Genomic DNA, 13532 nt, shown 5'->3' with positions numbered 1-13532 from the left:
TCTGTTGGTCTCAACCCCGAACACCCGGTCGCGCAACCACTGCGGCAAGCACCAGATTCAGTGGTCGCGGTGGCCAATGGTCGCGGGGGCCGTGCCGCCGGCGGTGGCCCCATTCCGGTCAGGTCCCGGTCAACACCAGCACGATGAGGGCGATGTTGAGGACGACGATCATCACCGACGACAGGGCCGCGACGATGCGCAGTGGCCACCCGTCGGCGAACTCGCCCATCAGTGACCGGTCGGCGGTGAGTCGTCCGAGCGGGATGATCGCGAAGGGGATGCCGAAACTCAGGACCACCTGGCTCATCACCAGTGCCCAGGTGGGATCGACGCCGAGGGCGAGCACCGCCAGGGCGGGAACCAGGGTGGCCAGCCGCCGGATCACCAGCGGGATACGTCTGTGCAACAGGCCGGCCATGATGGCCGCACCCGCCGACGATCCGACCGAGGTGGCGGCCAGTCCGCTGGCCAGCAGCCCGATCGCGAAGATGGTCGCCATGTGCGGTCCCATCGAATCGGCCACCGCGTGGTAGGCGCCCTCGATGGTGTCGGTGCCCTCCTTGCCGCGCAGATTCTGGGCCGCGAGCAGCAGCAGGGAGATGTTCACCGCGCCGGCGATGATCAGGGCGGTCACCACATCCCATCGGGTGGCACGCACCAGCAGCCGCCGTCGGGCCGGGGTCTTGGCGACGCCGTGCCGGTCGATCACCAGTGACGAGTGCACGTAGATGGCGTGCGGCATCACCGTCGCGCCGAGCATCGAGGCGGCCAGCAGCACGGTTTCGGGACCCTGCAGGCGGGGAACGAGACCGCCGACGACGTCGGACACCGGCGGCGGGTTCACCACGAGACCAGCCAGGAAGCCGACCACGATGATGGCCAGCATCGACAGGATGACGGTCTCGAAGACCCGTTGCTGGCGCGGGTTCTGCAGCAACAACACCACCGTGGAGACGACGCCGACGATGATGCCGCCGACCAGGAGGGGCAGATCGAAGAGCAACTGCAGGGCGATCGCGCCGCCGAGGACCTCGGCGAGGTCGGTGGCGATGGCGACGATCTCCGCCTGGGCCCAGTAGGCGAGGCGCCGGCGTTTGCCGAGCCGTTCGCCAAGTAGTCCGGGGAGGCTCCTGCCGGTGACGATGCCGAGCTTGGCCGACTGGTACTGGATGAGCATGGCGATGACGTTGGCGATCACCAGCACCCAGACCAGCAGGAATCCGTAGCGGGCGCCCGCGGTGATGTTGGCGGCGACGTTACCGGGGTCGACGTAGGCGACGGCGGCGACGAAGGCCGGGCCGAACAGTGCGATTTGACGGAACGACCGGAATCGACGCAGCCGGATTCGTCGTCGGGTCGCCGCGGTATCCGGTGCCTCGGAGGTGCGCGTGTCCACCTGATTCACCCGCTCAATCTGTCACAGCCGTGGCCGATCATCAAGTGAGGCGAAACCAAAAGTTCGGTACGCCGAAAAATCGTGGCGGATGGGTGAGCCGGTTTCGTCACTGCAGAAGTCGCCAGACCCGATCCCGCGACATCGGTGTCTCGTGTGGTCGCACTCCGATGGCCCGGCGGATCGCATTGGCCAGAGCCGGCGCCACCGGGTTGTACGGCGATTCGCTCATCGACTTGGCGCCGAAGGGGCCGAGGTCGTCGGAGGTGTCGGCGAAGAACACCTCGGTATCGGGGATGTCGACCATCTGCGGTACGCGGTAGGTGCGGAACACCGGCGTCAACACCGCGCCCTTGCCGTCGAGCATGATCTCCTCGTACAGGCTCGAGCCGATCGCCTGCGCGACGCCACCCTCCACCTGTCCGAGGCACTGCTCGGGGTTCATCACGGTGCCCGCGTCGGCGGCGTGGACGGACTGCAGGATGACCACCGAGCCGGAGTCGGTGTCGACGGCCACACGGAATGCCTGCACGTTGAAGGCGATGGATCGCAGTTCGCCGTGTTCGGCGCCGGTTGCCACGGCACGAGGCCCGCCGGGAAGTTCGATGCGATGATCGGCGTCGACGGCGCCGATGAGCTCGGCGAAGGTGATCATCCGCTCCCCGACGAGCGTGCCGTCGGCGGTCAGGCGGACCTCGTCGGGGGTGGCCGAGGACAACGCGGCTGCGGTGCGCAGCAACACCTCTCGCAGTTCCAGCGCGGCGCCGTACACTGCCTTGCCCGCGACGGTGGTACCCGCGGAGGCGAAGGCCCCGGTGTCGTAGCCGGCGGCGTCGGTGTCGCCGTTGCGGAGGACGACGCGATCCACCGACGTCGACATCGTTGTCGCGGTGATCTGGGCGTGCACAGTGGTGGTGCCGTTGCCGAACTCGGCCGTGCCGACCCCGACGTGATACGTCCCGCCGGCGTCGACGGCGACGCTGACATCGGAGTGATGTCCGCGTGGGGCCATGGTCGCGATCGCCGCGAGGGCCATACCCTCGCCGATCCGCCACGACTCTCCGGCCGGTGCGGTGACGCCGTTGCCCTTCGTCAATGCCGCCTGCGCCAGGTCGAGGCACTGGTCGAGTCCGTAGCTGCCGTAGACCAGGTCCTCCTCGGGTTCCGGGTGTGCGATCAACAGCGGATCACCTTGTGCCACAGCGTTGATCCGGCGCAGCTCGAACGGGTCGACACCGAGCCGCAGCGCGAGTTCGTCCATCGCACTCTCGATCGCGAAGATGACCTGGCCGAGGCCGTATCCGCGGAAGGCCCCCGACGGAGGGTTGTTGGTATAGACGACCTCCGCATCCACCCGTTTGACCGGGCAGTTGTACACCGAGACCGATTCGGCGCAGGCGTGGAACATCACCCCGATGGCGTGGTTGCCGTAGGCGCCGGTGTCGGAGAGCACGTCGACCTTCATCGCCCTCAGCCGCCCGGCGTCATCGGCGCCGAGATCCACCGACACCTCGAAGGGATGACGGTAGGTGGTACGGGTCATCTCGTCGGTGCGGGTCATCTCGTAGCCGACCGGACGGCCGGTCCGCAGTACCGCGATCGCAACGAGATCCTCGGTGAGCAACTCCTGTTTGCCGCCGAATCCGCCGCCGACGCGGGCGGCGGCGACGCGGATCCGTTCCGGCGGCAGGTCGAGGAGCAAGGCGAGTTCGTCACGCACCAGGAACGGGACCTGGGTGCTGGTCCGCAGGACGAGCCGGCCGTCGTCGTCGAGCCAACCGATGCTGCCGTGCGTTTCGAGTTGGGCGTGGCTGACCCGCGACGTCCGCCAGGTCCCGCCGACGGTGACCGGCGAATTGTGCAGTGCCACATCCACATCACCGCCGAAACCGTCATGGAATGCGGCGATCACGTTGCGGTCGGCGTGCGCCACGCGATCCGCCGGGGTGCGGTCCGGGTGGATGAGCGGGGCACCCGGCCGGCGGGCGTCGGACGGATCGAACACCGCGGGCAGTGGTTCGTAGGTCACGGTGATCCGGCGGCAGGCCTCCTCGGCGGCCGTCGCGGTGTCGGCGACGACGGCGGCGACCCGCTGGCCGACGAAGCGCACCACCGGATCGAAGACCAGGGTGTCGTCCGGATCGTCCTCGCGAAGGTCGTGCCGGGCGGTGGAAAACCGTCGGGTGGAGACGTTCTCGTGGGTCAGGATCAGGGTCACGCCCTCGACCGTGGCCGCCTCGGTGGTGTCGATCGAGGTGATCCGGGCATGCGGGTGCGGTGAGGTGAGCACCCGCAGGAACTGCATCCCCGGCACCTCGACGTCAAAGGTATACGGTTCGGTGCCGGTGACGACGCGTTCGGCGGCAAGGGGATTCACCGAGCAGCCCACACCGGTGCCGTCCGGGCGGGCGGCCACCGAGCTGGGGGTGTGCTCCCCGGTCACACCCTCGCGGATCGCCGAACGGATCGCCCGATATCCGGTGCAGCGGCACAGGTTTCCCTTCATCTTCCGTGGGAGGTCGTCGAGATCATCGGCTTTCAGCGTCGAGGCGGTGACGATCATTCCGGCGGTGCAGAATCCGCACTGGAAGCCGAAGTTGTCGACGAACGCCTCCTGCATCGGATGCAGGTCGCCGGGGGTGCCGAGGCCGGACACTGTCGTCACCGACGCGCCGTCGATCCGCTGGGCCGGATAGATACACGAATGCACCGGCGTCCCGTCGACCAGCACCGAGCAGGCCCCGCAGTCACCGGCGTCGCATCCCTTCTTCACCTCGAAGTGGGTCGCGTCGCGCAGGAACGTCCGAAGGCATTGGCCGGGCCGTGGTGTGGCGTCGGCAGATTCACCGTTGATCTCGAAGTGCATGGGATCTCACCGTCCGCCGGTCGTGGGTTGCGTGTGGTCGCTCAGTTCGACCCGGATCTGCTCGGCGAGCGTCCCGCTCACCCCGCGGCGCCAATCCGCCGAGCCGAGGGGATCGGTGTAATAGCCGTCGGCGGACTCGATGTCGGCGCGCAGAGTGGCCGCATCGGGAAATGCGGGATAGCGCAGCACCGTCGGCCACCCCGTCGCGGCGGTGATACCGAACACCGCGGAACCGTCGGCGTCGAGGCGTCCGGTGACAACGGCCGCGGAGCGACCCAGCTCGGCCAGGGCGATCTTGCGGAATCCGGTGAACCCGCGTAGCGCGTGGCCGGGAATGTCGATGGCACGCAATACTTCTCCCGGTTCGAGAGTGTTGGTGCCGTTGCCGGTGACGAGGGTGGCGACCGGCACGGTGCGCTCGGTGCCGTCTGGTCGCCAGATCAGTGACACACCGTCGAGTGCGACGCCGAGCGAGACCATCGACGCGGCGGCGAACGACCGGCAGATGTTGCCGCCGACGGTGGCAACGTTCCAGATCTTGAATGACGCGAGCAAGGCGTTCGCACACTGGGAGAAGAGCGGATGTGCATGCCACCCGGGCCGTGGCTCCAGGTGGGCGAGCGTGGCGATGGGGCAGGTCGCCGCGATCCGCAGACCGCCGTCGGGAAGGTCTTCGACGTCGGGCCAGCCGATGCGGCTGATGTCGACGACACCGGAGGCGTCGATCTGCGGTTCGGAGAAGAACCAGGTGCCCCCGGCGATGATGCGTTCGCCCGGGGCGAGGACGAGATCGCCGCGGTTGCGTGCGTAGCGGTAAGTGCTGATGGTGTTGAGATCCATGCGTGTGCGACCTATCCGGCCTTGTCCAGGAGTCGACGATGTTCGGTGGCGCAGTCCTTGGCGATGGTGGCCGTGTCGGCGGTGGTGAGTTCGCCGTCGGTGACGATGCGTCGGCCCTGGATCCAGGTGCCCACGATCGGCGGGATCGCACCGAGGACCAGGGCGGCGACCGGGTCGTCGATGTCGGCGTGGCCGAGTCCGGACAGATCCCAGAGCACCAGATCGGCGAGCTTGCCGACCTCGATCGACCCGATCTCGCTGTCACGCCCCAGGACTCGTGCGCCGCCGATGGTGGCCAGGTCGATGGCGGTGCGGGTGGTCAGCGCCGTGGGACCGCCTTTGGCGCGGGCCATCAGGACCGCCTGGTGGGCTTCTTCGAGGAGGCGCGCCGATTCGTTGGAGGCGGCGCCGTCGACGCCGAGGCCCACGGGCACGCCGGCGTCGACGAGGTCGCGAGTGCGGCAGATCCGGTTGCCCAGACGCGCGTTCGAGGTGGGGCAGTGCGCCACCCCGGTCGACGTGGCGGCGAGGCGACCGATCTCCGCATCGTCGAATTCGATGCCGTGGGCGAACCACACGTCGTCGCCCACCCAGCCGACGGATTCCATGTACTGCAGGGGTGTCGAGCCGAAGTGCTCGTCGCAGTAGGTGTTCTCGTCGAGGGATTCGGCGAGGTGGGTGTGCATCCGAACGCCGAGTTCGCGTGCCAGGGAGGCCGATTCGCGCAGCAGATCGGTGGTCACCGAGAAGGGGGAGCACGGGGCGAGCGCGATCCGCAGCATCGAGTCGGGGGACGGGTCGTGCCAGCGGCTCACGGCATCGGTGCTGGCGGTGAGGATTTCGTCGATGGTCTGCACCACGGTGTCCGGAGGCAGGCCGCCGTCCTTCTCCGACAGGTCCATCGAGCCGCGCGTCGGATGGAAGCGGATGCCGAGGGTCTGGGCGGCGGCGATCTCCGCGCCGAGCAGATCGCCACCCTCGCGTGGGAAGACGTAGTGATGGTCGGTGGTGGTGGTGCATCCCGACAAGGCGAGTTGGGCCAGCCCGCCGAGTGCCGCGACGTTCACGGCCTTCTCGTCGATTCCCGCCCAGATGGGATAGAGCGTGGTGAGCCACTGGAACAACGTGTGATCGGCGGCCAGCCCCCGCGTGATCCACTGATAGAGGTGATGGTGGGTGTTGACCAGACCCGGTGTGAGCACGCAGCCGCGGCCGTCGATGCGGACGACATCGTCGTCGACGTCGGTGATCGGCGCGGTGGACACGGCCTCGATGGTCGCACCGTCGATCAGGACCGACGCGTGGGACAACTCGCGCCGCTCGGTGTCGACGGTGATCACATGCGCGTTCTCGATGAGGGTCTGCGGGGACACGGGCTCACGCTACGACCATCGCGTTACGGTCAGATTGCGCCACGCGTGAGCGTGCCCGCTGAGCTCGCCGAGGCGTGGGCTACACGGTCTCCTCGTCGAGGCGGCGTCCCTGCGGGATGGCCAGGGCCAGTCCCGCGGCGACCGCGCAGGCGCACAGCGAGATGATCGACGCCGTCAGGTAGCCGGAGGTGTCGGGGACCGACGTGACCGTCCCGTCGGGCCCGTCGACGGTGACGATCGACCAGGTGAGGATCATCCCGACCACGGCCGCCGACGTGGAGGTGCCGACGACACGCATCAGTGCGTTGACGCCGTTGGCCTCGCCGGTCTGGGTGATCGGCACCGCCCGCATGATCAGGGCGGGCATCGCGGCGTAGGCGATCCCGAGGCCGGCGCCGATGAGGCAGGCGATCATCAGCATCAGCCACCAGGTGATGTCCCGGCCGGAGGCCAGGACGACGATGAACACGACATAGCCCACCCCGATGACCGTCGCGCCCAGCGACAGCGAGATCCGCGGGCCGACGTGTGCGGTCAGCCAGGCGCTGACATGGGAGAAGATGAACATGAGGATGCCGCTGGGCGCGAGGATCAACGACGCGGTGACCATCTGGTAGCCGAGTCCGACGGGTCCGGCGGTCGGTGCCATGAGCACCTGGATGGGCATCAGCTGCATCGAATAGAACGCGAAGCCGGTGGCCACCGACGCGATGTTGGTGAGCATCACCGGGCGTTCGACGGCGATCCGCGTGTCGATGAGGGCATTGGGCAGGCGTCGCTCCCACAGCCACCACATCGAGCCGATCACCACGAATGCCACGAAGGCGCCGATCGTCAGCGGTGAACCCCAACCCCACGACGCGCCCTTGGACAGCGGTAGCAGCAGACACGTCAGCAGCACGGCGAGGCCCAGCGCTCCCAGGATGTCGAACCGTCCGCCGCTGTGGCCACGGTCGGCGGGGATGGTCGCGATCATGCCGAGGGCGCTGAGTCCGGCGGCAACGGCACACATCCAGAACAGGGCATGCCATCCCACATGCTGGGCGAGCAACGCGGCGACCGGGAGACCGAGGGCACCGCCGATTCCGAGCGAGGCGCTCATCGTGCCCACCGATGAGCCGAGCCGCAGGGGCGGGACGATGTCGCGCATGACGCTGATGCCGAGCGCGATCGTGCCGAAGCCGAGGCCCTGCAACCCACGTCCGATGAGGAAGGGCAGCAGCGACGGCGACAGTGCGCACACGACCGAACCCGCGGCCACACAGGCCATCGACGCCAGCAGCATGCGCCGTTTGCCGTACATGTCACCGAGGCGACCGCCGATGGGCGTGATGACCGCGCCGGCGAGCAATGTGATTGTGAGGGCCCATGTCGTGTCGCCGGGTTCGGCGTGCAGGAGAGTGGGCAGCGCCGGGATCAGCGGCACGATGATCGTCTGCATCAGTGCGACGACGATGCCGGCGGTGCAGAGAACGGTGACGGCCGCGCGCGGATGAATCTGCGGGACGTGGTTGTCGTGACGGCCACCGGTGGGATTTCCCGCACCGGGAGAACTCCCCGCACCGCTCGTACTCACAGTGCGATCTGTCGCTGACACCGGCATCAACCTCCGTGGGACACGCTATCTCACCTCGTCGAACGAACGATCGGTCAGGGCGAAAGTGGGGAGGAATGCCGAAGTGTCGGGGGATGAATCGGTCGGTGGGGGAGGAATTCTCGGGCGCCCACTCATCCCCTATCCCAGGCGAGGGCGCCTCACGCCGGACGATACGGAATCGAGTCGCTGCGAGTCGGATCGATGTGGATGCCCCGGCCGAGCTGGGGGAACGCGCGTTGGGTGCATGCCGGACGCTCGCACACCTTGCATCCGGCTCCGATCGGTACGACGGTGCGCTCGTCGGCGAGGTCGACCCCGGTCGAATAGACGAGCCGGTCGGCGTGGGCGAGATCGCATCCGAGGCCCACGGCGAAACTGGTGTGCGGTGCCAGGTGGCCGCGCTGTTCGGTGGTGGTGCGGGCCAGCCAGAAATAGGACCGGCCATCGGGCATCTGGGACACCTGGGTGACGATCCGCCCGGGCGTGGCGAACGCATCGTGCACTCCCCACAGCGGGCAGCTACCGCCCACGCGTGAGAAGTGGAAGGCGGTGGCCGACTGTCGCTTCGAGATGTTTCCCGCCTTGTCGGTGCGCACGAAGATGAACGGCACACCTCGACTTCCGGGACGCTGCAAGGTCGACAACCGATGGCACACGGTCTCGAATCCGACCTCGAACGTCAGGCTCAGCAACTCGATGTCGTAGCGCGTCTTCTCCGCCGCGGCACGGAACCGCTCATACGGAAGCAGCAGAGCGCCCGCGAAGTAATTCGCCAATCCGATGCGTGCGACGGGAAGTGTTGCAGCGCTGAGATTCTGGGCCTGCGCAACCAGCGCATCGATGGTGGCTTCCTGTTCCAGCAGTACCAGCTGGGTGGCGAGCTGAAACGCGCGCTGTCCCGCGCTCAGACGACCGGCCAGGCCGATCACGCCGTTGGCCGGATCGAACGTCCGTTTTGGAACTGCCACGGCCGCAACGGGATCGGGTTCGTGGGTGATGGTCACGCGGATGTCGTGGCGACGATGCAGGAGGTCGGCCAATTGCAGATCGAGCCCGCCGATGGAGAGTTTCTCGTCGGCAAAGAGTTGCTCCGCCGCCCGGTCGAGGACGTCGATGTGATTCTTGCGGTCGTAGAAGAAGTCGCGCACCTCCTCGAAGGGGGTCGATCCCGCCGCCGCGGTCGGATCGGCGAGTTGCGCCCGGTAGGTTTCCAATTCGGCGGTCGCCGACGTGAGTTGTCGGTGCAGGGCGACGAGAGTCCGTCCCATGGCGGGCATGCGTCCGACGAGTTCGGCGATCTCGGCGCGGCTGCACTCCCCGGACTCCGCATGGGCGGTCATGACGTCGGCGAGGTCGCCGATGAGTCGCGCATCGTTGTCACCGGCGAAGTAGTCGGCGTCGAGATCGAACTCCCGGGTCAGCGCGAGCAGGACCGGGACGGTGATCGGGCGCTGATCGTTCTCGAGCTGGTTGAGATAGCTCGTCGACTTCTCGATCCGACGTGCGAGCGCGGCCTGCGACAGACCCTGCTCATCGCGCAGCCGTCGGAGTCTCGGGCCCACGAACATCCGGCCCGCCGAACTCGACGACGTCTTCACCATGGAGCCCAGCTTAGACCGCACGGCGTCCACAAAGTTTGCAAGATTGCCCGAAAACTTCCACAGAAATACGCATCTGCCAGGTCTTTTCACTGGTCGATGATGCTGCGTACGGTGCGAATATGATCATTCACGACGTACGGACACACCGCAGTTCCGATGACTTCCCGCAGTCCGAGCACCTCGCCACCAAGATCGCGAAGGTGGCCATCGACCCCGTCGAGGTGCCCGCCGACACCGCGGAGATGATCATCAACCGCGTCATCGACAACGCCGCGGTCAGCGCGGCGTCGGTGATCCGTCGTCCGGTCACCTCGGCCCGGGCTCAGGCGCTGGCACACCCGCCGGCAGCAGGTAAGCCCGGCGCCGCGGTCTTCGGTGTCGAGGGCCGCTACTCGCCCGAGTGGGCCGCGTGGGCCAACGGGGTCGCCGTGCGCGAGCTCGATTTTCACGACACCTTCCTGGCCGCCGAGTACTCCCACCCCGGTGACAACATCCCCGCACTCGTCGCCGTGGCGCAGCAGGTCGGCGCCTCGGGTGCCGACCTGATCCGCGGTCTCGCCACCGCCTACGAGATCCAGATCGACCTGGTGCGCGGAATGTGCTTGCACGAGCACAAGATCGACCACGTCGCCCACCTGGGGCCGTCGGTTGCCGCCGGGCTCGGCACGATGCTCAAGCTCGACGAGGAGACCATCTACCAGGCCATCGGGCAGGCCCTGCACCTGACCACGGCCACCCGCCAGTCGCGTAAGGGTCTGATCTCGAGCTGGAAGGCCTACGCCCCGGCCCACGCCGGCAAGATCGCCATCGAGGCCGTCGACCGTGCCATGCGCGGCGAGGGTGCGCCCGCCCCGATCTGGGAGGGTGAGGACGGCGTCATCGCCTGGATGCTGGGTGGGCCGGAGAAGACCTACCAGATCCCGCTCCCCGCACCGGGTGAGGCCAAGCGCGCCATCCTCGACAGCTACACCAAGGAACATTCCGCGGAGTACCAGAGCCAGGCGCCGATCGACCTCGCCCGCCGCATGCGGGCCCGCATCGGCAATCTCGACGACATCGAATCGATCGTGCTGCACACCAGCCACCACACCCACGTCGTCATCGGCACCGGTTCCAGCGATCCGCAGAAGTTCGATCCCAACGCCAGTCGCGAGACCCTCGATCACTCCGTGCCCTACATCTTCGCGGTCGCACTCCAGGACGGCGTCTGGCATCACGAGGCCTCCTACGCACCCGAACGCGCGAACCGGCCCGACACGATCGCGCTGTGGAACAAGATCTCCACCGTCGAAGATCCGGAGTGGACCCGTCGGTACCACTCAAGCGATCCGGCCGAGAAGGCATTCGGTGCCAAGGCCGTGATCACCCTGACGGGCGGTGAGGTGATCACCGATGAACTCGCGGTCGCCGACGCCCATCCGCTCGGCGCTCGGCCGTTCGCGCGACCTCAGTACGAGGCGAAGTTCGCGGCGATGGCCGAGGGGGTAGTCGATGCGGACGAGCAGCAGCGATTCCTGGTGGCTGCTGCCGGGCTCGGCGATCTCGGGCCGGGCGAGCTCGGCGCGCTCAATGTGTCCGTGGCGCCGTTGGTGTTGGACAAGGCGCCGACGATCGGGACGGGAATCTTCTGATGGGCTCAGCATCAGGAGTCTCCGGACTCTTTTCGTCGGCCGTCTCCGACACCGACAAGCGCCGCGCACTGCGCGCCGGGCTCGCCTCAGGTGACCTGCTGCGCTGGCCGGGAGCCTTCTCCCCGCTGGTGGCAAAGCTGATCGCGGACGTCGGATTCGAGGGTGTGTACGTCTCGGGTGCGGTGCTGTCGGCGGACCTCGGACTGCCCGACATCGGACTGACCACGTTGAGTGAGGTCACCGCCCGCGGTTCGGCGATCGCGCACGCCACCGACTTGCCGACCCTCATCGACGCCGACACCGGATTCGGGGAGCCGATGAGCGCGGCACGCACGATCGCCTCCCTCGAGGACGCCGGTCTGGCCGGATGTCACCTCGAGGATCAGGTCAATCCGAAGCGGTGCGGGCACCTCGACGGCAAGGACGTGGTCCCGACGGCCGAGATGCTCAAGCGTCTGCGCGCCGCGGTGTCGGCTCGTCGTGATGAGAACTTCGTCATCTGCGCGCGCACCGACGCGGCCGGCATCGAGGGCATCGAGTCGGCCATCGAACGGGCCAAGGCCTACGCCGACGCCGGCGCCGACCTCATCTTCACCGAAGCCCTGCGCGACATCGGTGAGTTCGAGAAGTTCCGCGCAGCCGTCGACGTCCCGCTGCTGGCGAACATGACCGAGTTCGGCAAGTCCGAGCTCGTGACCGCCGACCAGCTGCGCGACGTCGGCTACAACGCCGTCATCTACCCGGTGACGACGCTGCGCATCGCGATGGGTGCCGTCGAACGCGGACTGCGGGAAATCCATTCCACCGGAACGCAATCGGGGCTTCTCGACGGGATGCAGCACCGCAGCCGACTCTACGAACTGTTGCGGTACGCCGATTACAACGATTTCGATTCCGACCTGTTCAACTTCACCATCGGCGCCGGGAGCGGAGCGAGCGGGCCGCTTCCCACCGCGGGTGGCACCGGGTCGACCACCAATCCGAAAGGTGTACAGCAATGACCACCGCGACACCCGAGAAGAAGACGGCAGAATCGCAGGCCCCGAAGATCTACAAGGGCCTGGCCGGCGTCGTCGTCGACACCACCGCGATCTCCAAGGTGGTACCGGAGACCAACTCCCTGACCTACCGTGGCTACGCCGTGCAGGACCTCGCGGCCCACTGCTCGTTCGAGCAGGTGGCCTACCTGCTGTGGCACGGGGAGCTGCCGAACGATCGTGAACTGGCGGCGTTCACCCTCCTCGAGCGGGCCAGTCGTCGTCTGGACCGTTCGACGCAGGCGGTCCTGGCGCGGATTCCGGAGAACTGCCACCCGATGGACGTGGTGCGCACCGCGATCAGCTTCCTCGGCACCGAGGACCCGGACGAGGACAATCCGAGTGCGTCGTCGAACTACGACAAGGCACTGCGGATGTTCGCCGTCCTGCCGACGATCGTCGCCGCCGACATGCGTCGGCGACGCGGGCTGGAACCGATCGCCCCGCATCACGGGCTCGGATATTCGGAGAACTTCCTGAATATGTGTTTCGGCGAGGTGCCCGACCCGGTGATCGTCCGGGCATTCGAGAAGTCGATGGTCCTCTACGCCGAACACAGCTTCAATGCATCGACGTTCGCCGCACGCGTCGTGACCTCGACGCAGTCCGACATCTACAGCGCGGTCACCGCGGCGATCGGAGCGTTGAAGGGATCGTTGCACGGTGGGGCGAACGAGGCGGTCATGTACGACATGATCGAGATCGATCGGCCCGAGCGAGCGCGGGAATGGATGGAGGCCAAGCTGTCTCGAAAAGAGAAAGTCATGGGCTTCGGGCATCGCGTGTACAAGAATGGTGACTCGCGGGTGCCGACCATGAAGGAGGCACTCGTCGACATCTCCAACCACAAGAACGACACCCGATGGTTGGAGATCTACGGCGAACTGGAGGCGGTGATGACCGAGCGGACCCGCATCAAGCCGAACCTCGACTTCCCGACCGGGCCCGCATACCACCTGATGGGATTCGACATCGGTTCGTTCACACCGATTTTCGTGATGAGCCGGATCACCGGATGGACGGCGCACATCATCGAACAGACGGCGGCCAATGCGCTCATCCGGCCGTTGAGTTCGTATGACGGGCCGGCGCAGCGGGTCCTGACCGCCTGATGTCCGGTCATTCGACAATTCGGGGATTCCGCGTCGGAATAAGCGGTGTTCCCACCAGTCATCCCACGTCCTGAGACAGCCG

9 protein-coding genes are annotated in these 13532 nt (G+C 67.2%); 3 read left to right on the top strand and 6 right to left on the bottom strand.

Translation table 11 applies throughout. From position 1 onward, the window contains the following. Positions 1-118: 118 nt before the first annotated feature. The 6 genes from ABLE92_RS00655 to ABLE92_RS00630 form a co-directional block, all read right to left on the bottom strand. Complete coding sequence (locus tag ABLE92_RS00655) at positions 119-1405, bottom strand: Nramp family divalent metal transporter (RefSeq protein WP_348802568.1); 1287 nt, start codon at positions 1403-1405, stop codon at positions 119-121. Positions 1406-1502: 97 nt separating this feature from the next. Continuing rightward, positions 1503-4259: a molybdopterin-dependent oxidoreductase gene (locus tag ABLE92_RS00650; protein ID WP_348802567.1), complete on the bottom strand. Its 2757-nt coding sequence runs from the start codon at positions 4257-4259 to the stop codon at positions 1503-1505. Between the two features lie 6 nt (positions 4260-4265). After that, a complete protein-coding gene (locus ABLE92_RS00645) occupies positions 4266-5099 on the bottom strand; it encodes an FAD binding domain-containing protein (protein ID WP_348802565.1) in 834 nt (277 codons plus the stop codon). Positions 5100-5110: 11 nt separating this feature from the next. Continuing rightward, complete coding sequence (locus tag ABLE92_RS00640; RefSeq protein ID WP_348802564.1) at positions 5111-6472, bottom strand: 8-oxoguanine deaminase; 1362 nt, start codon at positions 6470-6472, stop codon at positions 5111-5113. 79 nt (positions 6473-6551) lie between these two features. Beyond that, entirely contained in the window at positions 6552-8075 is a 1524-nt protein-coding gene (locus ABLE92_RS00635; RefSeq protein ID WP_496560748.1) for an MFS transporter, read from the bottom strand. A 152-nt stretch (positions 8076-8227) separates the two neighbouring features. Then, complete coding sequence (locus ABLE92_RS00630) at positions 8228-9670, bottom strand: short-chain fatty acyl-CoA regulator family protein (RefSeq protein ID WP_348802563.1); 1443 nt, start codon at positions 9668-9670, stop codon at positions 8228-8230. 119 nt (positions 9671-9789) lie between these two features. On the opposite strand from ABLE92_RS00630, the gene prpD reads away from it, so the two are divergent. The 3 genes from prpD to ABLE92_RS00615 are packed head-to-tail and all read left to right on the top strand — an operon-like array spanning position 9790 to position 13450. Then, positions 9790-11301, top strand: a complete 1512-nt coding sequence (prpD, locus tag ABLE92_RS00625) for a 2-methylcitrate dehydratase PrpD (RefSeq protein WP_348802562.1) — start codon at positions 9790-9792, stop codon at positions 11299-11301. Next, on the top strand, positions 11301-12302 hold the full coding sequence (prpB, locus tag ABLE92_RS00620) for a methylisocitrate lyase (protein ID WP_348802561.1): 1002 nt from the start codon (positions 11301-11303) through the stop codon (positions 12300-12302). The genes prpD and prpB overlap by 1 nt, the downstream gene beginning before the upstream one ends. Then, positions 12299-13450 carry a bifunctional 2-methylcitrate synthase/citrate synthase gene (locus tag ABLE92_RS00615; RefSeq protein ID WP_348802560.1) on the top strand — a complete coding sequence of 384 codons (1152 nt, stop codon included), beginning with the start codon at positions 12299-12301 and terminating at the stop codon, positions 13448-13450. The genes prpB and ABLE92_RS00615 overlap by 4 nt, the downstream gene beginning before the upstream one ends. Positions 13451-13532: the final 82 nt, after the last annotated feature.

It is taken from the genome of Gordonia oleivorans, assembly GCF_040044975.1.
In the GTDB taxonomy this organism is placed as follows: Bacteria; Actinomycetota; Actinomycetes; order Mycobacteriales; family Mycobacteriaceae; genus Gordonia; species Gordonia oleivorans.
The sequence above is the reverse complement of the archived record's forward strand: the minus strand, read 5'-3'. Positions and strand labels throughout refer to the sequence as shown.

Excerpts from the sequence above, each read along its gene's own strand:
- ABLE92_RS00630 (WP_348802563.1), bottom strand. The coding sequence starts at position 9,670 with ATGGTGAAGACGTCGTCGAGTTCGGCGGGCCGGATGTTCGTGGGCCCG.
- prpB (WP_348802561.1), top strand. The coding sequence starts at position 11,301 with ATGGGCTCAGCATCAGGAGTCTCCGGACTCTTTTCGTCGGCCGTCTCC.
- ABLE92_RS00650 (WP_348802567.1), bottom strand. The coding sequence starts at position 4,259 with ATGCACTTCGAGATCAACGGTGAATCTGCCGACGCCACACCACGGCCC.
- ABLE92_RS00615 (WP_348802560.1), top strand. The coding sequence starts at position 12,299 with ATGACCACCGCGACACCCGAGAAGAAGACGGCAGAATCGCAGGCCCCG.
- ABLE92_RS00635 (WP_496560748.1), bottom strand. The coding sequence starts at position 8,075 with ATGCCGGTGTCAGCGACAGATCGCACTGTGAGTACGAGCGGTGCGGGG.
- ABLE92_RS00645 (WP_348802565.1), bottom strand. The coding sequence starts at position 5,099 with ATGGATCTCAACACCATCAGCACTTACCGCTACGCACGCAACCGCGGC.
- prpD (WP_348802562.1), top strand. The coding sequence starts at position 9,790 with ATGATCATTCACGACGTACGGACACACCGCAGTTCCGATGACTTCCCG.